Source organism: Pseudomonas sp. RIT-PI-q (assembly GCF_001297125.1).
Lineage (GTDB): Bacteria > Pseudomonadota > Gammaproteobacteria > Pseudomonadales > Pseudomonadaceae > Aquipseudomonas.
In genome coordinates this window covers 73,340-95,731 of record NZ_LHPC01000044.1, presented here as the reverse complement: position 1 = coordinate 95,731, position 22,392 = coordinate 73,340, and the positions used below count along the sequence as shown (strand labels likewise).

The window sequence follows — 22,392 nt, the reverse complement described above, 5'->3', positions numbered from 1 at the left end:
TCCACTGCAGAAAGAGGTGCGCAATTATGCAGATTGCGAAAAATAATTCAACCTGCTTTTATGATTGTTTTGCCAAAGGAGCACCCGATGGACTATCGCCAGCTAGGCCGAACCAATCTGAACGTGAGTGCAATCTGCCTCGGAACCATGACCTGGGGCGAGCAAAACAGCGAGGCTGAAGCCTTCGCCCAGATTGAACGGGCCAAAAGCGCCGGGATCAATTTCATCGATACAGCGGAAATGTACCCGGTGCCGCCAAAGGCCGACACCTACGCCACCACCGAACGCTACATCGGCAATTACTTCAAAAGTCGCGGCGATCGTGCCGACTGGATCCTCGCCAGCAAGATCGCCGGCCCCGGCAACACCATCGATTACATCCGCGACAAAAACCTGCGGCATAACCGCCAGCACATCACCGAAGCCGTGGATGCGAGCCTCAAGCGCCTGCAGACCGACTACATCGACCTGTACCAATTGCACTGGCCTGAGCGCAGCACCAATTTCTTTGGTCAGCTGGGCTACAAGCACAAGACCGAAGCCAACCTGACCCCGCTGGAGGACACCCTCGAAGCATTAGACGAACAGGTCAAGGCCGGCAAGATCCGCCACATCGGCCTGTCCAACGAAACGCCGTGGGGCACCATGCGCTTCCTGGCGCTGGCCGAAGCCCGTGGCTGGCCGCGCGCGGTGTCGATCCAGAACCCTTACAACCTGCTCAACCGCAGCTTCGAAGTCGGCCTGGCGGAAATCGCCATCCGCGAACAGTGCGGCCTGCTCGCCTATTCGCCGCTGGCGTTCGGTTTCCTGTCGGGCAAGTACGAAGGTGGCGCGCGTCCGCCCAAAGGTCGCCTGAGCCTCTACAGCCGCTTCAGTCGCTATTTCAACCCGCAGTCGGAAGCCGCGTGCAGCCGTTATGTGGCATTGGCTCGCGAACACGGCCTGGATCCGGCGCAGATGGCATTGGCGTTCGTCACACAGCAGCCGTTCGTAACCAGCAACATCATCGGTGCGACCACCCTGGAGCAACTGGAGAGCAACATTGCCAGCTTCGATTTGAAGCTGTCGGATGAAGTGCTGGAAGGGATTGAGGCGATCCACAAGGATCATCCGAACCCTGCGCCTTGATTGATCTTTAGATCCAATCGCGGGCAAGCCCGCTCCCACAGGTGCATTGCAATCCTTGTGGGAGCGGGCTTGCCCGCGATGGCAATACTGAACTCACCAGCGTCAAAGCGACCGCGCAATAATCTCCTTCATGATTTCATTGGTGCCGGCATAGATCCGCTGCACTCGCGCATCCGCCCACGCCCGGGCCACCGGGTATTCCCACATGAACCCGTAGCCGCCATGCAACTGCACGCATTCGTCGAGCACCTTGCATTGCAGGTCCGTGCCCCAATACTTGGCCATCGCCGCCGTTGGCACGTCGAGCTTGCCTTCCAGGTGCAACTCCAGGCATTTATCAACGAAAACCCGGCCAATCTGAATCTCGGTCGCCATCTCCGCCAGTTTGAAGCGCGTGTTCTGGAAGTCCGCGATGGCCTGGCCGAATGCCTTGCGCTCACGGGTGTATTCGAGCGTCCATTGCAGCGCCGCTTCAGCTGACGCCAGCCCGCCGATGGCCACGGTGAGGCGCTCTTGCGGCAACTCCTGCATCAGATAAGCGAAACCCATCCCGGCCTGGCCCAGCAAGTTTTCCTTGGGCACCCGCACGTCCTGGAAGAACAGCTCCGAGGTGTCCTGGGCCTTCATGCCGACTTTTTCCAGGCGCTTGCCCTTGGCGAAGCCCGGGGTGTCGGCTTCCACCAGGAACAGACTGGTGCCCTTGGCGCCCGCCTTCGGGTCGGTCTTGGCCACGACGATCACCAGGTCAGCCAGAAAGCCGTTGGTGATGAAGGTCTTCGAACCGTTGATCACATATTCGTCGCCATCCAGCACCGCGGTGGTTTTCACTCCTTGCAGGTCGGACCCGGCGCCCGGCTCGGTCATGGCAATCGCGGTGACCATTTCGCCAGAGACCAGTTTTGGCAGGTATTTGTGTTTCAGCGCTTCACTGCCGTAATGCAGGATGTAAGGCGCAACAATGTCCGAATGCAGGGAAAAACCGATCCCGGTCAGGCCAAGACGCCCCACCTCTTCGATCACCACCGCGCTGTAAAGAAAGTCCGCCCCCAGCCCACCGTATTCTTCTGGCAGGTGCGAGCACAACATCCCCGCCTCCCCCGCTTTGTTCCAGAGTTTACGGTCGATGTAGCCCTGTTTTTCCCATTGCCCATGAAACGGCACCGCCTCTTTTTCGAGGAACGTTCGCACGCTGTCGCGAAAAAGTTCGTGCTCGGAACTGAACAAGGTTCTGGGGATCATGCGGCACCTGTCGTTATTGTTAGAAGGATTGACCTTCAGAGACTAAGCCTCGTATCTGATACAGGACACTGGACACATCAGACAAAAAATAAGACGATCCAGCCGTCTGGTGACCACTATCCCTTATAAAAATAAAGTTGAATTATGTCTAAGCAAGTCTCCACGCCCCTGCGGCGCGTCAGCATCCTGGCTATCGACCGGGTTTTCGCTTCCACCCTCATGCAAGCCAAGGATTTTTTCCATCTGGCCAGCCTGCGCTACGGCAAACAGCTGGGCCACGGCCTGACTCCGGCGTTCGAAACCCGGCTGGTCAGCCCCGACGGCAAACCGGTGAACAGCTTCAGCGATGTGATCATGCCGGTGGACGGCGGCCTGGAAAACGCCGACATCATCATCCTCCCGGCTTTCTGGGACGATTTCGAAACCCTGTGCCAACGTTATCCACAAGTCCTGCCGTGGTTGCGTCAGCAACATGCGCGCGGCGCGGTGCTCTGCGGCGAGGCCACGGGGGTGTTCTGGCTCGCCGAGGCAGGCTTGCTCGATGGCAAGGAGGCGACCACTTACTGGCGCTTCTTCAACGCGTTTGCCGAGCGCTTCCCGAAGGTTCAGCTCAATCAGGACAAGCACCTGACCGATGCCGACAACCTGTATTGCGCGGGCGGCACCACGTCGGCCTGCGACCTTTATATCTACCTGATCGAACGCTTCTGTGGCGCCAACGTGTCCCAGGCCGTGGCCCGCGACATTCTCTATGAAGTGCAGCGCAGCTATTCGCCGGGCCGAATCGGTTTCGGTGGGCAGAAACTGCACCAGGACGTGATCATCCTGCAGATCCAGCACTGGCTCGAAGAACACTTCGCCGACAAATTCCGCTTCGAAGACGTGGCCCGCGAACACGGCATGAGCATCCGCAACTTCATGCGCCGCTTCCAGACCGCCACCGGCGACAAGCCGCTGCATTACCTGCAACGACTGCGCATCGAAACCGCCAAGGGTTTGCTGTCCGGCAGCCGCAAGAGCATCAAGACCATCAGCTATGAGGTCGGTTACGACGATGCGAGCTTCTTTGCGCGCCTGTTCCGCCAGCACACGGAGTTGTCGCCGAACCAGTATCGGCAACAGTTTCAACAAGCCGCATAACGGTTGATACAGGCGCCGCCACGCAATTGCCAGGCGGCGCTGTTTCAGAATTAAACTGCACATACAAATAGTGTTTAAAGTTAACGATAGAGTGATTAATTCCCTTACATGAAAAACGGAATGCAGTGCACCCAATAAGTCCTTTGGACTCTTGTGAGCCACTTGCAGAAAACCCCACTCTATTCTTCCCGCCAGCTGAACTGCACTTCAGGGAAGATCAATGATGACAACAGATTCCTCGCCTCTCTCATTTAACGATAAGACCGAAAAGCTCCAGGCTAAAAATAAATGGGCAGGCCGATTCCCCAATCCGCCGGACTTATGCTTTGACTACCGGGCACTGATTGAGCAAGAACACGGCATAGCAAAGGCAACTAATCCAACGCATAAGATATGCATCATTGGCGCAGGCGTTACCGGACTCACTGCCGCCCGAGAACTGTATCGCTGCGGCTTTACCAACGTGACACTGATAGAACAATCGACACGTATTGGCGGCAGACACCTGACCGTCCATGGCAGCCATCCGATAAAAGAAAGTCATACACCTTTCGAGATGGGCGCCATGCGCCTGCCATTCTTCAATAGAGAAAACGAGCCACCCAAAGAGGGTCGATCACTGATGGCTTACTACGCCAAGGCATTCGACCTGGCGCTATCGGACTTCCCCAATCCGGGGAGCCAGTGGGTGAGTTCGACAGGCATTTATCTTCAGGAAGGCAGCCTCGGCGGTCGCGCGGATCCGCACATGTTGATCTGGACGAATGAAGACGGCTCGACACCTCCACCCGACGAGGCGCTGCAAACGGTTTACGCCAAGTGGAAAGCCTTTGCCGCGAGGATGACTCGCCAGATTGCGCCGATATACGCCACGCAGGAGTGGGAGACTGTCTGGGCGGCCATCGTCGAACGGTACGAGCGTGTTTCGTTTCGCGACCTGGTCTGCATGCCGGTGCTGCAAACCTGGAACAAAGAGACACCTGGGGATTTCGGTGGAGTCGGAATGACCTCGCACGAATCAACGCTGTTCTATTCGATCGGCATCGGCGACGGTAGCTGGGGCGCTTTTTATGACGTGTGCTCGCTCTACCCGTTGCGCACCGCCATTTTCGGCTTCAGCAGCCGCCTGCAACTAATTCACGGTCGGGTCGGTGTGTGCGGCGAACCGCTTCCCGCGCCTTACTTGCACAGCGACGCTGTTCTCGACGCGAAGGGCCTGCCTTTCGACAGCCCGCGCTACATCGGCCTCGCGGCGCTGGACGAATGCCTGCTGTTCATGAACAGCGACAGCGCGCGCGCATCGTTCTACGAACATTGCCTTGAAAGAGGCGACGGTTTTTACACCGACTCATCCGTCAGCAAACTAAAGAAGCTCGACGATCAAAAAATACGTGTCTACTACACTTGGAAATTCAGCCAGCCCTGTCAATCGCAGGAACTGTTCGACGACTTTGATGCTGTCATCATGACCCTGCCTTCATGGCTGATCGAAACAGGTATCCGCCTCGAAAACTTCAATCAGCAGATGCTGCCGTTCGCAATGATCAACGCTTACAAAACGGCGCACTGGGAAACCAGTTGCAAAGTCTACGCGCCCTTAAGCAAATCCTTCCTTTCAAGTAACACCCGAATCCCGCAAGCCATTGTCACCGACAGTTTCATTCATGACGTTTATAGCTATCGCTACAACGAGCGTTATCCCTACGACTGCATCTTATTAAGTTACACATGGGAGGATGACGCCACCAAACTGGCGCTGTTTAACGACCAGGAACTGGTGGCGAAGTGCGTAGAGGAACTCGACCGGATACTGATGAACTCCGCCAATATCCAGGAGAGGATTTCGCCTTACATTCAAACTGAACAGGCCTTGGTCCAACGCTGGATGACGGACAGAAACGCCTTGGGCTGCGCAAAGTTGTACAGACCCGGTACTTATTACGATGCGGTAAGCCTGATGAAGTACAACCGGGATTTCTCGCATCTGTCCGGCCTGTATTTTTCCGGCGAATCGTTTTCAGTCGATGCCGGCTGGACAGAGCCCTGCTTTCGCGGCGCCGTGGATGCGGTGATTCATATCTGCAATAAAACCGCAGCGGTATTCAACGGCGGATTCTGCATGAGCGACTACCCGCACTACCGCATTCGCAACTGACACGCTGCTCCATCGCCAGAACCAATGCGCCCTGCGCGCTGGTTCTGTTTTTTGCGCAACCGCTCTATTACGCCATCTTGCGCCCCGACTGATGACTCCGGGCGCTCTGCCCTGCGCGATCTTCGGACATGGACTACAGCTCACACGGAAGCCGCTGACTTACGTAAAAACGCCATTTCACCTCTTATAAACACGCAACTAAACAGCGTGAATAACAATAAAAAGAGGTCATCGAGAATGAGCGAGCCAACAAGTCCTGTGCGTGTAGCCGTCGTGCAATTCGACCCACAAGTCGGCAAAGAGAAACGTGCCGGTAATCTGCGTCATGGTCTGGAGTTGGCCCTGGAGGCGGTTAACGGCGGTGCCAATCTCATCGTGCTGCCCGAGCTTTGCAGCACCGGTTATTTCTTCAGCAATCGGCAAGATGCGTTTGACCATTCGGAGGTCATTCCCGACGGGCCGAGTGTGCAAATCTGGGTGGACTTTGCCCGCAAGCACAAGGTTTACCTGGTGGCCGGCCTGACTGAGCGCGACGGCATGCGGCTGTTCAACACCGGCGTTCTGGTCGGGCCTGACGGCTTTATCGGCAAGTATCGCAAAGCCCATTTGTGGAACCTGGAGAAGTTGTGGTTCACGCCGGGCGATCTGGGTTTTCCGGTGTTCGATACGCCGATTGGCCGCATCGGGTTGTTGATCTGCTGGGATATCTGGTTCCCGGAAGTGCCGCGCATCCTCAGTCAGCAAGGCGCAGACATCATTTGCAGCCTGAACAACTGGGTGTGGACGCCTGCGCCGCTGTTCGATGACGCCGGCAAATGCATGGCGTCGTACCTGACCATGACGGCCGCGCACGTTAACAACGTGTTTATCGCCGCCGCCAGCCGGATTGGTGAAGAGCGAGGGGCTCGTTACCTGGGTTGCTCACTGATTGCCGGCACCAATGGCTGGCCGATTGGCGCAGTGGCGTCAGCGGACAAGGAAGAAATCCTGTTTGCCGATATCGACCTGACCAGCTCCCGCAGCGCGCCGATCTGGAACAACCTGAACGATCTGCATCGCGATCGTCGCTCCGATCTCTACGATCAAATGCTCGGTTACACCCAGCACCCTTGTCTGCCGCGCTGATAAGGGGGCATGACTGATGGAAACCCTAACCGAAAGAAACCGCCTAGCCGGCAGATCGCCGATGGATCGTGTGATCATCCTGCTGATGCTCGTCACGACACTGCTGATTGTCTGGCTTTCATTCACCTACCGTTCCGCCTGGGAAGCGCATTGGCCTAGCTACAGTGACATGGTCTCGAGCCTTCCCGACCCGAATGCCTGGTTGCGCTGGGTACTGGGCGACATCAGCGAGGTGGCGTTCTACAAACACGAGTTCGCCTCTATCGGGCTGTTGGCCGGAGCCTACCTGGCTTATTGGGCGAATCGAACGGGCAAGATCTGGCAAGGTTTTGCCATTTCCTATGGGACCGGATTATGGCCATGGCTGGTGACCAGTTCGTTGCTTGGGCTGTTGCTGAGTAACCTGCTGTGGGGCTGGACGGTGACCGCCACTAGCTGGCAACCGACGTTTGCGGCGTTTGTTTCGCTGCCGGCGGCGATGGTGCTGATGTTCGGCAGAGGCTGGAAGGTCACGATCAACGGCGCAATCATGGGCGCCGTGTTCGTCACGCCGATGTGCCTGTTGCTCGTCAATTACGTGTGCAATCCACTGGGTTTGCCCGTGGTGATCGGCAATGTCTCGGGCATGGCGGTCGCCAGCGTCTTCGCCTTCGTGCTTTGCCGTTACCTGCCGAGCCTGGTGAGCTCCGAGCCCTGCGAGAAGCCATCCGACGCTCCGCCCGCCGCCGTCATCACCAAGACACCCGACTATGGCGTCGTCTGGAGCTTGCGCCGGGTGCTGGCCGACTTTTCCGAAGCGCCGTTCTTCGGCAATGAGCTGGCCAGCCTCGGCCTGTTGCTCGGTGCGTTGCTGGCTTACACCTGGAACCCGATGAGCCCGGCTTACGGCTCGGGCCTGTTGCCCCAACTGATCGGCGCCCAGGCGTTGACCTCAGCGCTGGGGGTGGTGATCTGGCGTCGGCAATGGATGTTGCGCGGCTGGTATCCCACCTACGTTCCATTGGTGTCCGTGGTCCCGGCGGCCGTTCTGACGTATGGCGGCAGTTGGCAGGTGATCACCGCAAGCGCATTACTGGGCGCACTGATTGCGCCACCCCTGGCCTGCGCCATTGCCCAGCGGGTGCCGGCCTACATGCATGCCTACATCGGTAATGTGCTGTCCATGGCCATCAGCACCTTGCTGATCATTCCGATTATCGGACTCCTGATCGCCAACTGACGCACCACCCTGTGGGAGCGGGCTTGCCCGCGATGAGGGCGTGTCAGTCAACATTTATGCGCCTGACACATCGCTATCGCGGGCAAGCCCGCTCCCACAGGTTTTTGGTGGGCCAGACATCTGCGGCGAGCCGCACATAACCTTCAGCGCACAAAAAAGGCCTGCTAATGCAGGCCTTTTTCATTTTCCGAACCCCTACGGCTTATGTGCCCGGGACAGGAATTCGTGGGACTGCATTTCCAGCAGGCGACTAAGGGTGCGCTGGAACTCGAAGTTCAAGCGACCACCCGTGTAGAGGTCTTTGAGCTCGACCTCGGCAGAAATGATCAGCTTCACGTTACGGTCGTAGAACTCGTCGACCATGTTGATAAAGCGTCGGGCGATGTCGTCGGTGGTGACGCTCATCTGCTCGACACCGCTGAGCAATACGGCATGGAAGATCTTGCCCAGTTCGATGTAATCGTTCTGGCTGCGCGGGCCGTCGCAGAGTTCGCGAAAGTCGAACCAGGCCACGTCATCGCAAGTGCGCAAGGCGCGGATTTCGCGGTTTTCGATCATCAGCACATCGTTTTCGATGGCTGCCGTGCACTCTGGCGTCAGGGCGCGGAAGCTCTTGCGCAGGCTTTCGTGGGACGCCTCGTCGAGCGGGAAGTGGAACAGCTCCGCTTGTTCGAGGTGACGCAGACGATAATCGACGCCGCTGTCGACGTTGACGATCTCGGTGTTCTGCTTGATCAGCGCAATGGCCGGCAGGAAGCGCGCACGCTGCAGGCCGTCCTTGTACAAACCGTCCGGCACGATGTTCGAGGTCGCGACCAGGGTCACGCCGTTCTTGAACAGCTCTTCCATCAGCGTGCCGAGGATCATCGCGTCGGTGATGTCGGACACGAAGAATTCATCGAAACAGATCACCCGGGCTTCGTCGGAGAAGCGCTTGGCAATGATGGTCAGCGGGTTTTTCTCGCCGCCAAGGGTCCTCATCTCTTCGTGCACACGCTTCATGAAGCGGTGGAAGTGCGTCCGGACCTTTTCCTTGAACGGCAGCGCTTCGAAGAAGGTGTCGACCAGGTAGGTCTTGCCACGGCCAACGCCGCCCCAGAAGTACAGGCCCTTGACCGGTGCCGCGTCTTTCTTGCCAAACAGTTTGCCGAACAGGCCCGGCTTGCTCTGCGAGGCCGCGACCAGATCGTCGTACAGGCGCTGCAAATGGCGCACCGCAGTTTCCTGCGCGGCGTCATGGAAGAATTCCGGGCGTTTCAGATCAGCTTGATATCGTTCTAGGGGCGTCATAATTCGTTAGCAAGGCAACAAAAACGGGCCGTCACTGTAGCGACGGCCCGTGGGAATGGCAATCAGCCCTTGGTCGGACCGAGCCGTTGATTTATTCCTGGACGGGGGTCAGGGCGATCCGCAGGGCGTCGATGGCGCCGTCGCGAGCCGCACTGTCAGCGAAAGCCGGACTATCAGCGACACATTCGCCCTCCAGCCAGACGCTGAAGCTCAGGTCTTCGCTGCGCACGTCCAATGGTTGGCCCGCTTGTAGCTGCTTGGTCACCTGACCGGCAGTTTTGCCGTCGGCGAAGTGGCGCGACAGCAGCAATTGCTCGCCATCGGCGGCCAGCAGACGGAAGCGGAAACTGCCGTCGTCTTCACGGAAGCTGACAAAACGCGCGGCTTTCGCGGCTTTCTTCTTGGTCGTCGTAGCGACTTGCGCCTGGGCGACGAAAGAACGCAGGCCGACCGCTTCACGCAGTTCGTGGAGGAACGGCGTGGCCACCGAGCGAGCCTTTTTGGCGCCGGTCTGCAGGATATCTTCCAGGTCTGCCGGACGCTCAATCAGCTGGTGATAACGCTCGCGGGACTCGCCCAATTCGTTGTCGAGCAGCTGGAACAGACGATTTTTCGCCTCGCCCCAACCCAGGCCCTGCAACAGTTCGCTGCGGAACTCGTCGGACTGCGCCGGCGTGGCGAAGGCCTGGAACAGGGTGAACAGGTGCGAATTGTCCGGATCTTTCGCTTCGCCCGGTGCGCGGGAGTCGGTGACGATTCGCGAAATCGCGTCCTTCATCTCTTTGGCGCTGCTGAACAACGGGATGGTGTTGTCGTAGCTCTTCGACATCTTGCGACCGTCGAGGCCTGGCAGCGTGGCGACGCTTTCTTCGATCAGCGCCTCGGGCATGGTGAAGAATTCTTTGCCCTGGCCGAACAGGTGGTTGAAACGCTGGCCGATGTCGCGGGCCATTTCCACGTGCTGGATCTGGTCACGACCGACCGGCACCTTGTGCGCGTTGAACATCAGGATGTCCGCGGCCATCAGCACCGGGTAGCTGTACAAGCCCATGGTGATGCCGGCATCCGGGTCTTCGCCGGTCTCGACGTTCTTGTCCACCGAGGCCTTGTAAGCATGGGCGCGGTTGAGCAGGCCCTTGGCGGCGACGCAGGTCAGCAGCCAGGTCAGCTCGGGGATTTCCGGAATGTCGGACTGGCGATAAAAAGTCACGCGGTCGACATCCAGGCCACCGGCCAGCCAGGTCGCGGCGATTTCCAGACGCGAGCGCTGGATACGCAGCGGGTCATCGCATTTGATCAGGGCGTGGTAGTCGGCCAGGAAGTAGAACGAATCGGCATTGCTGTCACGGCTGGCCAGGATCGCCGGGCGGATAGCGCCGGCGTAGTTGCCCAGGTGCGGCGTGCCGGTGGTGGTGATGCCGGTGAGGATACGGGTACGAGTCGTCATGGGTAATCGCTTGTCAGACTGCAATCAATTCGAAAGACGCGGCAGGATAAGATCTTTGAGATCGGTCAGCTTGCCATGAAAAAAGTGTCCGCATTCTGCCACTTTCAGCAGCTCATGGGGACGCTGGAGTTTTTCGGACCAGTCGTAGACAAGTTGCGGATCGATGACTTCGTCGGTTTCCGGCTGGATCAGGGTCAACTCGCCGTGTTGCGGCAGTTGATCCTGATCGCCCAGACGCATGACGGCTGGCGCGACCATGAACAGGTGCTTGAGCTGCTCACCCTGCGCTTCGAGGCGTCCACCGAGACTTGCTGCAACAAAACCGCCGAAGGAGAAACCGAACAGCGTTAGCGGCAAGCCTGGATGTTTGGCCCGCAGCCATTCAGCGGCGGCCTGCGCATCGTCGACTTCGCCAGTGCCCATGTCGTGGCTGCCTTCGCTGGCACCGACGCCACGGTAATTGAAACGCAACGTAATCAAACCGGCGTCGCGCGCGGTGCGCTGCAGGGTCGAGACCACTTTATTGAGCATGGTGCCGCCCTGCACCGGGTTCGGATGGCAGATCAGCGCAATGCCGCGCGGTTCCTCGTTATCCAGGTAAAGGGCTTCCAGTTGGCCGACCGGGCCATCAATCACTACAGGGGTTTCGCGCATAAGCAAGGAAGGAACTCCGTGACCTCGAATCGGGTCGACTCGTCTAGCAAATTGTCTGTGCCAATCTATTGCGAGTGAATCGCGGTATACAGCGCAGGTTCGAGCCGTTAACGTAAAGCAAAGCCGTTTATAGAGGAAGGACTCGTGGAACACTCGCTCTTAGTTTGGTTGTTGCCGACTCTTGCCCTGGTTGTGGGTGTCGCCATTGGTTTCCTGATCGCTCGCCTGGTGCCGAATGCTGCGCCGAGCAGCACGCAACGTCAGCTGGATGACGTTCAGGAACGTTTTGACAGTTATCAGAACGAGGTGGTCACCCACTTCAACAGCACTGCAAACCTGGTCAAGAAACTGACTCAGAGCTATCAGGAAGTGCAGGATCATCTCGCCGAGGGTGCCAACCGCCTGGCCCTGGACGAGCAGACCCGTCAACGCTTGCTGGCCTCCCTGCACGCCGATGCGGCGCAGGCTCCACGGGAACGCCTGACGCCACCGCGCAATCAGGAGCCGCCTCGCGACTACGCCCCCAAAGCCCCTAACGCGCCGGGCATGCTCGATGAGCACTACGGCCTGAAGAAGTAATCAGGTGTAGCGCAATATGAAAAAGCCCCCGGACAAGCGATTGTCCGGGGGCTTTTCCATTTCTGAAATTGTCTTTTCCTGATGCGGCCCCATCGCGGGCAAGCCCGCTCCCACAATAATCGCCGGTGTATACAACCTCTGTGATCGAAGAGGAACCCTGTGGGAGCGGGCTTGCCCGCGAAGGGGCCCGAACAGGCAATACAAAAAAAACCGCTCGATCCTCAATAGATCGAGCGGCTTTTTTACGCCTGGGGTTCAGTCAGACGATTATGGATACTGCTGAACGGTGCCTGGTTGCTGGGTGCCGCCATATTGCTGACCCGGAATCGCCTTCAGGTTGACCTCAACCCGACGGTTCTGTGCCCGGCCATTGACGTCGCCGTTGCTGGCAATCGGATTATCCGGACCGGCACCGCGAGCCGACAGGTTGGCACCGCTGACACCCTGGGACGTCAGGTAAGTCGCCACGCTCTGGGCCCGACGCTGGGACAGGTCCATGTTGTGCTGGCGGCTGCCGGTGCTGTCGGTGTAGCCGACAATTTCGATCTGGTTCTGGCTGAACTCCTTGAGAGAACCTGCCAGGCTGTTCAGCGGCTGATAGAAACTCGAGGCGATGTTCGCCGAATCGGTAGCGAACGTGATATTGCCTGGCATGATCAGCTTGATCTGATCGCCCTGGCGCTGCACTTCAACGCCGGTGTTGGCCATGCTGGCACGCAGCTTCTTCTCTTGCTGGTCGGCGTAGTAGCCGTAACCGGCGGCGGAGGCACCGACCACTGCGGCTCCGATCAGCGCGCCCTTGCCACGGTTGTTGTGGTCGATGGCGGCGCCAGCCAGTGCACCGGCGAGAGCGCCGAGGCCACCGTACTTGGCGGTTTTGCTCATGCCCGTGGAGCCGCTATCAGCCTGACCCTGGTTGTCGTAAGGGTTAGGCGAAGCGCAGCCAGACAGCAAGGCCACAGCAGTAGCGACAATAATCAAACGACGCTTGGTGAACATGTAGAGCTCCTACTTTTTTGCATTCTGTGGTGCAACGGACCAAGGCATCAGCCTTTGCGGGCGTTGGATCGCTTTGGCGGACAAAAATTCCTTATGTTACAAATCAGGCGCGTACAAAAGGATTCTCGCGCATTTCATCGCCCAGCCGCGTGTCCGGACCATGCCCGGTCACCACTGTCGCCTCTTCATCGAGGGTATACAGCCGCTGCTTGATCGACCGCACGATAGTCGCCTGATCGCCACCCCACAAATCCGTGCGCCCTACCCCGCGCCGGAACAACGTGTCACCAGCAATCAGCAGCTTAGCCTCTGAAAACCAAAAGCTCATGGACCCCGGCGTATGACCCGGCGTGTGCAACGCCACGCCACAGCCACAGGCCAGTTCTTCATCATCGGCCAACCAGCGATCCGGCGACGGCACGGGCGTGTAGGGCACGCCGAACATCTGGCACTGCATCTCCAGATTGTCCCAGAGGAATTGATCTTCCTTATGCAAATGCAGGGTCGCGCCGGTTTTCTCCTTCAACTGACCGGAGGCCAGGAAGTGATCAAGGTGCGCATGGGTGTGAATGATGCTGACCACCTTCAGGCCCAGGGCGTCGAGCCGCGCCAGGATCAATTCATGATTGCCACCCGGATCGACCACAATCGCCTTTTTGGTGATCGGATCGCCGATGATCGTGCAGTTGCACTGCAACGGGCCGACGGGGAAGGTTTCACGGATGAGGGTGGGTTGCTGAGACATCGGGGCTCGCTCGGAAAAACTGGGATGGGCAATTTTGGCACAAAAAAGCAGTACGCCATTCTCGGCCAAGTGCATCTGAACAATTCGCTAACCCAACACCCCCAGCTCCTTGGCCCGAGCCACCGCCTGCGTACGCCGCTCTACGCCTAGTTTGCTGTTGATATGGCTGGCATGGGTTTTAACCGTGTGCAGGGAGATAAATAGCTGATCGCTGATTTCCTGATTTGAGCAGCCCTGTGCGATCAGGCGCAGGACAGCCAATTCCCGTGTACTGAGTTGTTCCGCCGCAGAGCTTGATTCCAGTGCTGGACGAGCAACCAATGCCGGAAGCTTTTCGGCAAGGCTCTGGGAAACGGGCGTCGACGCAGCGAGTTGAAGTTGCCCACGCAGCCAGTCCGGATGCTCAGTCAGCAAGCCGTCAAATGGCTGCAATACTCCTCCAGCCGCCGCTTCCAGTGCCTGAGCCAGCGCCTTGCGTGCCTCGGCTTCGCGTCCGCCAGCCAGCAACAACGTCACTTTCTGCGTCAGCGCCATCACGCTGAGCAGCTGCCTGCCGGTTTGCTGTCCGTTCTCCAGCAACGCGTTCAAACGTCCTTCGGCCAGCATCGGCTGCCCCTGGATGACTTCCAGCAAGGCCTGTTGCAATTCGATGTGCAGCGGCAGTTGCGGATGAAACTCCGGAGGCGCTGCCGCGTGTTCGCCGTTGTAGGTCTGGCCCAATCGAGCCAGCCAGGCTTCGGCCAGGTCGGTGCGGCCTTGGGCCAGCCAGAGTTCGCATTTGACCAGGGTGATCATCGCCAGGTAGTAGATCGGTGGCACGTCCCAGATGTGCATCAGCCGTTCGGCTTCGGCGAGTTCGGCAAAGGCTTTGGCAAACTCACCGCTGCTGCCTTCAAGCCTGGCGATCACGCAATGGCCGATCAAAACGCTGATATCGCGACAGGCTCGCGCCTCGCTCAAACCTGCTTGCAAACGCACCCGTGCGGCGTGTGGTTGCAGACGCAGAGCGAGCAAAAAGCCCTCGTACAAAGTCAATCGGGCGCGCACGGCATACAGCCGTTGCGGGGATAACCCGTGCAGGCGCTGAAGCCCCTGACGGACTTCATCCAGTGAACGAAGAATTTCCCCGCGCGCCTGCAATACACGAGCGCGGTCGTAATGGGCCAGCGCTTCGAACAACGGGTTGCCGACCCGTTGCGCCAACTCCAGGGATTCACGGTTCAAGCCGCGTGCACGCCACAAGTCGCCGTCGGCAATGGCCAGGTTGGACAAGGTCGAAAGGCACATCAGGCGCTGGCCATAACGCTTGCACGGAAGGCTCTCCAGCGCTTCGCTGCAATAGAGCAGCGTCAACTCCCGATTGCCGCGCCCGCGAGCGATGATTCCGCTCAAGGCCAGCCATTGCGCCAACATGGATTTCTGCGCGGTGGCCGACGGCGCCGGCAGAAAGCGGCTTAAGTGACTGGCCAGCTCTTCGGCGGCGTCCAGCTGACAGGCCAGGCCCAACGCCCAGCTGTAGAGCACGATCAGCCGTGGCGTGCTGATCAGCAGGCTGTCGGGCAAGTCCATTTTCCAGCGCAGCAACATGCCGACGTTTTGTTCGGCCAGCAGCTGTTCTTCGGAGAGGTTCTGCACCAGGTTTGCCGCGACATCCAGGTGCCCGGCACGCAACGCCTGCTCCACCGCCTCATCGAGCAAGCCCTGGGCATTGAACCAGCGACAGGCGCGCAAGTGCAGGCTCGCCGCCGGCACCATTGCCGGCGTGGTCGGCCGGGTGCGCAGCAAGTCGGAAAACAAATGGTGATAGCGATACCAGTGGCCGTTTTCATCCAGCGGCACCAGGAACACCTGATGGGCCAGCAGAAACCGCAGGATTTCGGCACTGTCATGGGCGTCGCGGACGGCGTCGCACAGCTCGCTGCAAAAGCGCTCCTGGGGCGCCGTGTCATACAGGAATGCCTGCACCTCGGCGGGCAGGCAATCGATGACTTCTTCAAGCAGGTAATCGCGGATCAACCCTTCGCCGCCATGCAAGGACTGGGGTAACGCGCCATCGGTGCCCGCTTCAGAGGCCGCCAACAGCCAGAAACGCAGGCCAGCCACCCAGCCTTCGCTACGCTGGATCAGACTCTCCAGCGCTTCACCGCGCAAGGAGCTGCTGTGTCGATCAAGCAAGGACAAGGCCTCATCATGGGTCAGGCGCAAGTCCTGCTCGTGCAACTCGAGCAATTGCCGCGACAGGCGCAGACGCGCCAGATGCCAGTCCGGCCGCTGCCGACTGGTGACCATCACCAGCAAGCCGTCAGGCAGATGATTGAGGAAAAATTGCAGGCAACGATCAAGCACCGGGCCCTGGGCCAGATGGTAGTCATCAAGCACCAACAGCAATGGCGTACTCGTCGACAGGTGCACGGCCAACTCGTCGAGCAAGCCGTCGAGCCATTCTTCAAAGGCAAACGGCTGGTGGCGCTGACGCATTTTCAGCAGACCCAACGCCTGGCTGCCGATTTGCGGAAAATAATCCTGAAGGCCTTCAAGCAAGCGCTCGAGAAAACGACCTGGGTCGCTGTCTCGTGGACTCAACCCCAGCCAAAGGCTTTGCCAGTGCGCCGGCAGGCCCTGACAGAACTCCACCGCCAACGAACTCTTGCCGAACCCGGCGGGCGCACTGACCAGCAACAGCCTGCCACCGAGCCCCGCACTCAGGCGCTCGCACAGACGTGGCCGCAGCACATGGCCGTCGGGCAACGGAGGCCGAAAAAAGCGCCCGTCCAGTGCGGCGACGGCAACGCTTGCAGGGCCTGGGAGTGGAGACAGATCAGTCATGGCCGGCTCTTGTTTGAATTGCTGTTGGCGGCGTTGCAGATGTCCGCAGACTAGCGGTAAACGAAGAGGGAATGAAGGTTATTGCTACAAATGGCTACAAAAAGTCTACGAAGCAAAACTTCAGCAGAATTGAATAAAGCTGCACTGGCCTGTAGCAGCTGTCGAGCCTGCGAGGCTGCGTTCGAGGACGAAGTCCTCGCAAACCCGAAACACGCAGTTTGTCTGACACACCGAGGTGCATGGTTTTACGACTGCTTCGCAGCCGAACGCAGCCTCGCAAGCTCGACAGCTGCTACAGGCCAACGCAGCCTCGCAGGCTCGACAGCTGCTACAGGCCGAACGCAGCCTCGCAAGCTCGACAGCTGCTACAGGCCAGCGCAGCCTCGCAGGCTAGACAGCTGCTACTTCGGGTTGTTTTTGGCAAAAAAAAGCCCCGAACCAGTCGGGGCGTTTTTCGAGGATGCGGCCTCGGTTCAGTGCAGGTTAGCGAACGCCATCCTGACGCAACGCAGCCGGTGTGAAGTCGCTGGTGGTGGCGGTGAAGCCGAAGTCATACGCCGATTTCTCTTCGTTCTTCATACCCAGCGCCAGGTAACGACCCGATTGCAGGTCATACAAGGTTTCCAGGGTGTACCAAGGCACTTGCACGTTGTAGTAGTTCTGGGAGTGAGCTTCCGCCACACGCCAGAGTTGGTTACGACCGTCGTAGTGGTCGATCACCGCTGCTTGCCAGGTGTCTTCGTCGATGTAGAAGTCACGCTTGGCATAGATGTGACGCTGACCTTCTTTCAAGGTAGCTACCACATGCCAGACCCGACGCAGCTCGTAACGCGCCAGGTCCTGGTTGATGTGACCGGCCTTGATGATGTCGGCGTACTTCAACTGCGGTGAGTCGAGTTTGTAGCTGTCGGAGGCGATGTACATCTCTTTCTTGCCTTCGAGCTTCCAGTCGTAGCGATCCGGTGCACCGTTGTACATGTCCAGGTTGTCGGAGGTACGCAGGCCATCGGCAGCGGTCCCCGGCCCGTCATAGGACACTTGTGGCGCACGACGTACACGACGCTGACCGGCGTTGTAGACCCACGCCGAACGCGGCTCTTTGACCTGATCGAGGGTTTCGTGCACCAGCAGCACACCACCGGCCAGACGTGCCGGCGCGGTCACTTTCTGCTTGAAGTAGAACAGGATGTTGCCCGGGTTCGCCGGATCGTAATCCTTCATCTTGTCGCGGAACACGAACTGATCCTGGAAGTAAACCAGGCTGAACGAGCCGTTTGGCTGCGGCGTGGCCTGCGTGACCAGACGGGTCACGCTGCCACCGCGATAGCGGGTGATGTGGTTCCAGATGACTTCGACGCCGGTTTTCGGAATCGGGAACGGAACAGCGGTCTCAAAGTTTTCCAGGCCGTTACCGCCGGACACCAGGTTAGTGGCGGTGGCGTTTTTCTTGATGGCGGCGAACACGTCATCCGGCACGGTCGCGCCGCGATGGGACGGGTAGACCGGCATTTTGAAGGTTTCCGGGTAGCGCTTGAACATCGCGTACTGGCCCGGCGCGAGCTTGTCCTTGTACTGATCGACGTTCTGCGCCGTGATGGTGAACAGTGGTTTTTCACTGGCGTAAGGGTCGGACAAGAAGCCTTTGCTGTCGACGCTACCGGCGTTTTTCGCCATTGGTTTCCAGGCCGGGATCGAACCGTCGGCATTGCCCGCCATTTCGGCGCCCATCGGGGTCAGGCTCTTGCCCAGTTTGTCCGCTTCAGCCGCAGGGACCGCCGCCATTACACCGGTCGCCAGCAGCGAAAGCCCCAGAACACCGACGTGGAACAGACTCTTTGTTATTTTCATATGTGCGTTCGTCCTGAAAATACAGTGCTTAGAAGTTCACGCCGAAGCTGAGCGCAACAAAGTCGCGGTCATCCACGGTGGTGTACTTGCCGTCGAAGAAGTTGGTGTAAGCCAGGCTCGCGGTGTAGGTGTTCTGGTACTCGGCATCGACGCCCAGGCTCACCGCTTTGCGACCTTCCTCGAAGTTGCCGCCAGGGCCAGGCGAGTAGCCGCTCACGTCGTGGGACCAGGCCACGTTCGGCTTGAGGTTCACACCGGCAAATACGTCGTTGTAGTCCCAGATGGCACGACCGCGGTAGCCCCACGAAGTGGCTGTGGTGAAACCTTCATTGGTGCAGTTACGGCTGCGGTTGTTGGTGGCAGCGCCCGGACCCGCACCATTGATGGTGCTGGTGTTGAGGATCGCCGAGCAGGTGTCGGCACCGCCGGTGGGAGGCAGTTCACCGGGACCGTAGACCGGATCGCGGCCATAACGGACGTCGGAAGTGCTTTCCAGGCCGCCGACATGGGTCACGCCCACTTCACCCACCAGGGTCAGACGGCTCGCGCCCATGACTTGATCGAAGAAGTGCGTCAGGGTGGTCTGGAACTGGGTGACTTCCTTGCGGCGATAGCCGTGCAGGTCCTGGCCCGGTACGCCGTTGAGCAGCGAAGCGTTGGCCAGGGCGCCGCCCAAAGGACGTACACCGGCAAACAGAATGTCGGTGGAGTTGAGCTGCACCGGAGCGTTCGGACGGTAGCTGACTTCACCGCTCCACGCCGTACCGGTAGGCAGGGTGGTGGAGAAGCTCAAGCCGTAGAGGCGGATGTCTTCCGGGTACTCGACGAAGTAGTTCGAGTTACCCGCGATCACCAGTGGCGCCAGAGCCCGAAGCGACGCTGGCAAAGCCGCGACCCTGGCGTAGGTCGCTGCTGAAGCACCGGTGGCGCTGAAGATCGGCGCACGGCTGTGATAGTTCATGAAGTAGGCACCGAATTCGGTGTCCAGCGGTTCGAACATGTATTTGAGGGACGCGCCCCACTGGCCGCTGTCCCGCGCATCGCGATCCGGGCCGCGACGCACCAGCACACCTTCCTGGTCGACGTCGACGCCAAGCGCGGCCAATGGGCCCAAGGCTGCCGGCGGGAGGGTCGATCGCTTGTTCAACACACGCAGGTTGTTGTCGCACCCGTCGGCAATGATGTCGGGCTGGGAGAAGAAGGTGCCGCAGTTATCGACGACGGTCTGGTCCCATTCCAGCTGGTAGAAGGCTTCAGCCGAGAGCGTATCGGTGAGGCTCTGCGAGACGTAGAACATGTTGACCGGGATCAGGCCTTCCTTGACCTCGGCACCTGGACGACGGAACGCGGAAACATCGATCGGGTTGATCGAGTTGATGCCGTTGCCGATGAATGTACTTTCACCCCAGCTCACGACCTGCTTGCCCAGACGCACGGAACCCGGCTGATCGGCAATGGCGTAGTTGTGGTAGACGAAGGCATCGAGAATCTGCCCGCCAGCGGACTTGGCGCCTTCCTTGCGGTTCTCGTCGCTGATGTCCTTGAACGGACGGCTTTCGTCCTTGAGTTCGAAGTCGTACCAGTATTTGCCACGGACGAAGACGCCGGTGTCGCCATATTTCAATTCAAGGTCATGGATGCCCTTGAAGATCTTCGAGAAGGTTTCGCCGCTCTTGAAGTTCAGGTGGCCATCGTCGGATGTCTGGGACAGGCCGTGACCACCGTTGTTGACGCCGATGAGGTTCTTGTTGGCGCTCTCGGTCGACCAACTGGCACCGATCGACAGGGATGAGTCGAACTGACCTTCGATTTCACCAACGTTGAAACTGACGCCGAATGCTGGCCCGGCGAGCGTAGAGGCAAGACTGACAGCCAGGGGCAACTTCGCCCGGCGCCAGAACTGGTTTACTGATGTCATCGACGCTTCTCCATGTGCATTATTGTTATGGCAGTGAGCACTTCTAAAAACGCTGTGGATGACAGGGAACCAAGGTGTCCCAAAGTCATGCCAAAGTTGCATCGCCCCGGTTTGTGCGTTTGCTCCGTTCTTAAAAATCCTTGAGCGGACTATAGCCAGCAGGTAGTACCGCTTGATCCCTCTAAAGTGTGATTTGCAGCTGCCAGCCACTCTGGAACAGTCCTTTCGCCAGTCCGACACCTGTCGGCACGGCAAGGATGGCTCAATTTTCGAATTTAACAAGCCAAGCGCTTGCTTGGTGGGGCTGGCGTGCCTTTTCGGGCACGCCAGATGACGCTTAAAGCGTCGAGAGGAAGGTGCTGTTGTTGGCTTGCCATTCGGTGATGTCGACGCGAATTCGCTTCTTGTCGAGTTTGCCGACGCTGGTCTTGGGAATTTCAGTAACAAGGGCGATCTGGCTCGGGATGGCCCACTTGCTCAGGTGCCCCAATTCGACAAAGGGCTTGAGGTGCTCCTTGAGTTCCTTGGCCCCGATCACATGGCCCTCGCGGATCACCAGCAAGGCAAACGGCCGCTCCCCCCACTGTGGATCGGCAATCCCCACCACTGCTACTTCGCGTACCGCTGCGTGGCGACTGATCAGGTCTTCCAGGTCAAGGGAGGAGATCCATTCGCCGCCGGTCTTGATCACGTCCTTGATCCGGTCGCGAATGTCGATCACGCCCATGCTGTCCAGGGTCGCCACGTCGCCGGTGTGCAGCCAGCCACCGGACCAGAGCTCTGCGCCCTTCTGCGGTTCATTGAAATAGCCCTCGGTGAGCCACGGCGCACGCAGCACCAGTTCACCCTGGGTCTCGCCGTCGGCGGGCAGGAAGTTGCCGTCGGTGTCGACGATCGCCGCCTCGACCAATGGCCCCGGCACACCGGCCTTGATCCGGTAGGTGGTGCGTTCGTCTTCGGTGCCGGCCATCAACTCATCGTTGAGGTGCGCGCATGACACCAGCGGCCCGGTTTCCGACATGCCATACGCGGCGGTCAACTGAATGCCCTTGGCCTTGGCGGCTTCGTACAGCGCGCGGTTCAGTGCACTGCCGCCGATAACGATTTTCCAGCCGCCGAAATCCGTGCCTTGCGCAGCCTTGGCGTTGAGGACCATTTGCAGGATGGTCGGCACGCAGTGGGAAAAGGTGACCTTCTCCTTGCGCCACAACTCCACCAGATACTCCGGGTCGTAGCGACCGGGATACACCTGCTTGAGCCCGAGCATGGTCGCCACGTACGGCAAGCCCCAGGCATGCACATGGAACATTGGCGTGATGGGCATGTACACGTCGTTGGTGCCCAGCAGCCGCACGCTGTCGATGGCGCCCATGATGGTCGACACGCCCATGGTGTGCAGCACCAGTTGCCGATGGGTGAAGTACACGCCTTTGGGATTACCGGTGGTGCCGGTGGTGTAGAAGGTGGTCGCGACCGAGTTTTCGTCGAAATCCTGGAAGTCGTACTGGGTGCTCGCGGCCGCCAGCAATTGCTCGTACTCGCCGATGAGGTTCGGCAGGTCGGCGGTTTTTTCCGGCAGGTCGGTCAGCAGCAGGGTTTTCTCGACGGTGGTCAGGTGCCCGGCAATGGCGCTGTAAAGCCCCACGAATTCGCTGTTGACCAGCACGAAGCGGTCCTCGGCGTGGTTCATGGTGTAGAGGATCTGCTCCGGGGACAAGCGCACGTTGATGGTGTGGATCACCGCACCGATCATCGGAATGGCAAACATGCATTCCAGGTAACGATGGCTGTCCCAATCCATCACCGCCACGGTATCCCCGGGTTTGACCCCGGCCGCCGTCAGCACGTTCGCCAGCCGTGCGACCCGCTCGATCAGGGTTGGATAGCTGTAGCGCAACTGATCGCGGTAAACGATCTCGCGGGTTTTCTCGTAACGAGCACCGGACATCAGAAGCCGTTTAATCAGCAGCGGATACTGGTAAGCGCCTTCGGCTGGGGGAATAACGCGAGTCTGCAACATAAGAATCCCTTTTCTGACTGCACGGTCGTGGCTGAAAGTAAGCACTTTAGTGCGCTTCCA

The 22,392-nt window shown here is 59.1% G+C and carries 16 protein-coding genes; 6 read left to right on the top strand and 10 right to left on the bottom strand.

Annotated features, from left to right (window positions below):
* Window positions 1-87 precede the first annotated feature (87 nt).
* Window positions 88-1,128 carry an NADP(H)-dependent aldo-keto reductase gene (locus AEQ67_RS23470; protein WP_059406197.1) on the top strand — a complete coding sequence of 347 codons (1,041 nt, stop codon included), beginning with the start codon at window positions 88-90 and terminating at the stop codon, window positions 1,126-1,128.
* Window positions 1,129-1,230: 102 nt separating this feature from the next.
* Here AEQ67_RS23470 and AEQ67_RS23465 read toward each other — a convergent pair whose 3' ends face one another.
* Window positions 1,231-2,367, bottom strand: a complete 1,137-nt coding sequence (locus tag AEQ67_RS23465; RefSeq protein WP_059406196.1) for an acyl-CoA dehydrogenase family protein — start codon at window positions 2,365-2,367, stop codon at window positions 1,231-1,233.
* 243 nt (window positions 2,368-2,610) lie between these two features.
* Between AEQ67_RS23465 and AEQ67_RS23460 the strand changes: the two genes are divergently transcribed.
* The 4 genes from AEQ67_RS23460 (at window position 2,611) to AEQ67_RS23445 (ending at window position 8,006) form a co-directional block, all read left to right on the top strand.
* Entirely contained in the window at window positions 2,611-3,507 is an 897-nt protein-coding gene (locus AEQ67_RS23460) for a GlxA family transcriptional regulator (protein ID WP_177333677.1), read from the top strand.
* 220 nt (window positions 3,508-3,727) lie between these two features.
* Window positions 3,728-5,662 carry a flavin monoamine oxidase family protein gene (locus tag AEQ67_RS23455; RefSeq protein ID WP_152974899.1) on the top strand — a complete coding sequence of 645 codons (1,935 nt, stop codon included), beginning with the start codon at window positions 3,728-3,730 and terminating at the stop codon, window positions 5,660-5,662.
* Window positions 5,663-5,899: 237 nt separating this feature from the next.
* A complete protein-coding gene (locus tag AEQ67_RS23450; protein ID WP_059406194.1) occupies window positions 5,900-6,787 on the top strand; it encodes a nitrilase family protein in 888 nt (295 codons plus the stop codon).
* Window positions 6,788-6,803: 16 nt separating this feature from the next.
* Window positions 6,804-8,006: a hypothetical protein gene (locus tag AEQ67_RS23445; protein WP_059406193.1), complete on the top strand. Its 1,203-nt coding sequence runs from the start codon at window positions 6,804-6,806 to the stop codon at window positions 8,004-8,006.
* Window positions 8,007-8,201: 195 nt separating this feature from the next.
* Here the strand turns inward: AEQ67_RS23445 and zapE are convergent, their stop codons facing one another.
* The 3 genes from zapE to AEQ67_RS23430 all read right to left on the bottom strand — a co-directional run bounded on the left by zapE (window position 8,202) and on the right by AEQ67_RS23430 (window position 11,397).
* Window positions 8,202-9,296, bottom strand: coding sequence for a cell division protein ZapE (zapE, locus tag AEQ67_RS23440; protein WP_059406192.1), 1,095 nt, complete (start codon window positions 9,294-9,296; stop codon window positions 8,202-8,204).
* Between the two features lie 91 nt (window positions 9,297-9,387).
* On the bottom strand, window positions 9,388-10,743 hold the full coding sequence (locus tag AEQ67_RS23435) for a tryptophan--tRNA ligase (RefSeq protein WP_059406191.1): 1,356 nt from the start codon (window positions 10,741-10,743) through the stop codon (window positions 9,388-9,390).
* Window positions 10,744-10,767: 24 nt separating this feature from the next.
* Window positions 10,768-11,397 (bottom strand): alpha/beta hydrolase, encoded by a 630-nt coding sequence (locus AEQ67_RS23430; RefSeq protein ID WP_059406190.1) that lies wholly within the window; start codon window positions 11,395-11,397, stop codon window positions 10,768-10,770.
* 144 nt (window positions 11,398-11,541) lie between these two features.
* Here AEQ67_RS23430 and AEQ67_RS23425 point away from each other — a divergent pair, with 144 nt between their 5' ends.
* On the top strand, window positions 11,542-11,976 hold the full coding sequence (locus AEQ67_RS23425; protein ID WP_059406189.1) for a YhcB family protein: 435 nt from the start codon (window positions 11,542-11,544) through the stop codon (window positions 11,974-11,976).
* Window positions 11,977-12,243: 267 nt separating this feature from the next.
* On the opposite strand, the gene AEQ67_RS23420 is transcribed toward AEQ67_RS23425, so the two are convergent.
* From AEQ67_RS23420 to AEQ67_RS23395, 6 genes are all read right to left on the bottom strand, one after another.
* Window positions 12,244-12,975, bottom strand: a complete 732-nt coding sequence (locus AEQ67_RS23420) for an OmpA family protein (protein ID WP_059406188.1) — start codon at window positions 12,973-12,975, stop codon at window positions 12,244-12,246.
* A 103-nt stretch (window positions 12,976-13,078) separates the two neighbouring features.
* Window positions 13,079-13,720, bottom strand: coding sequence for an MBL fold metallo-hydrolase (locus AEQ67_RS23415; protein ID WP_010458191.1), 642 nt, complete (start codon window positions 13,718-13,720; stop codon window positions 13,079-13,081).
* Window positions 13,721-13,807: 87 nt separating this feature from the next.
* Window positions 13,808-16,546 (bottom strand): LuxR C-terminal-related transcriptional regulator, encoded by a 2,739-nt coding sequence (locus AEQ67_RS23410; RefSeq protein WP_059406187.1) that lies wholly within the window; start codon window positions 16,544-16,546, stop codon window positions 13,808-13,810.
* A gap of 483 nt (window positions 16,547-17,029) precedes the next feature.
* Window positions 17,030-18,394 (bottom strand): DUF1329 domain-containing protein, encoded by a 1,365-nt coding sequence (locus AEQ67_RS23405; protein WP_059406186.1) that lies wholly within the window; start codon window positions 18,392-18,394, stop codon window positions 17,030-17,032.
* Between the two features lie 28 nt (window positions 18,395-18,422).
* Window positions 18,423-20,312: a DUF1302 domain-containing protein gene (locus AEQ67_RS23400; protein ID WP_059406185.1), complete on the bottom strand. Its 1,890-nt coding sequence runs from the start codon at window positions 20,310-20,312 to the stop codon at window positions 18,423-18,425.
* 337 nt (window positions 20,313-20,649) lie between these two features.
* Window positions 20,650-22,332 (bottom strand): fatty acid--CoA ligase, encoded by a 1,683-nt coding sequence (locus tag AEQ67_RS23395; RefSeq protein ID WP_059406184.1) that lies wholly within the window; start codon window positions 22,330-22,332, stop codon window positions 20,650-20,652.
* Between the last annotated feature and the right edge of the window lie 60 nt (window positions 22,333-22,392).

Coding starts and splice junctions, on each gene's coding strand:
- AEQ67_RS23405 (WP_059406186.1), bottom strand. CDS start 18,394: ATGAAAATAACAAAGAGTCTGTTCCACGTCGGTGTTCTGGGGCTTTCG.
- AEQ67_RS23470 (WP_059406197.1), top strand. CDS start 88: ATGGACTATCGCCAGCTAGGCCGAACCAATCTGAACGTGAGTGCAATC.
- AEQ67_RS23445 (WP_059406193.1), top strand. CDS start 6,804: ATGGAAACCCTAACCGAAAGAAACCGCCTAGCCGGCAGATCGCCGATG.
- AEQ67_RS23410 (WP_059406187.1), bottom strand. CDS start 16,546: ATGACTGATCTGTCTCCACTCCCAGGCCCTGCAAGCGTTGCCGTCGCC.
- AEQ67_RS23450 (WP_059406194.1), top strand. CDS start 5,900: ATGAGCGAGCCAACAAGTCCTGTGCGTGTAGCCGTCGTGCAATTCGAC.
- AEQ67_RS23415 (WP_010458191.1), bottom strand. CDS start 13,720: ATGTCTCAGCAACCCACCCTCATCCGTGAAACCTTCCCCGTCGGCCCG.
- AEQ67_RS23465 (WP_059406196.1), bottom strand. CDS start 2,367: ATGATCCCCAGAACCTTGTTCAGTTCCGAGCACGAACTTTTTCGCGAC.
- AEQ67_RS23430 (WP_059406190.1), bottom strand. CDS start 11,397: ATGCGCGAAACCCCTGTAGTGATTGATGGCCCGGTCGGCCAACTGGAA.
- zapE (WP_059406192.1), bottom strand. CDS start 9,296: ATGACGCCCCTAGAACGATATCAAGCTGATCTGAAACGCCCGGAATTC.
- AEQ67_RS23420 (WP_059406188.1), bottom strand. CDS start 12,975: ATGTTCACCAAGCGTCGTTTGATTATTGTCGCTACTGCTGTGGCCTTG.
- AEQ67_RS23455 (WP_152974899.1), top strand. CDS start 3,728: ATGATGACAACAGATTCCTCGCCTCTCTCATTTAACGATAAGACCGAA.
- AEQ67_RS23395 (WP_059406184.1), bottom strand. CDS start 22,332: ATGTTGCAGACTCGCGTTATTCCCCCAGCCGAAGGCGCTTACCAGTAT.
- AEQ67_RS23435 (WP_059406191.1), bottom strand. CDS start 10,743: ATGACGACTCGTACCCGTATCCTCACCGGCATCACCACCACCGGCACG.
- AEQ67_RS23400 (WP_059406185.1), bottom strand. CDS start 20,312: ATGACATCAGTAAACCAGTTCTGGCGCCGGGCGAAGTTGCCCCTGGCT.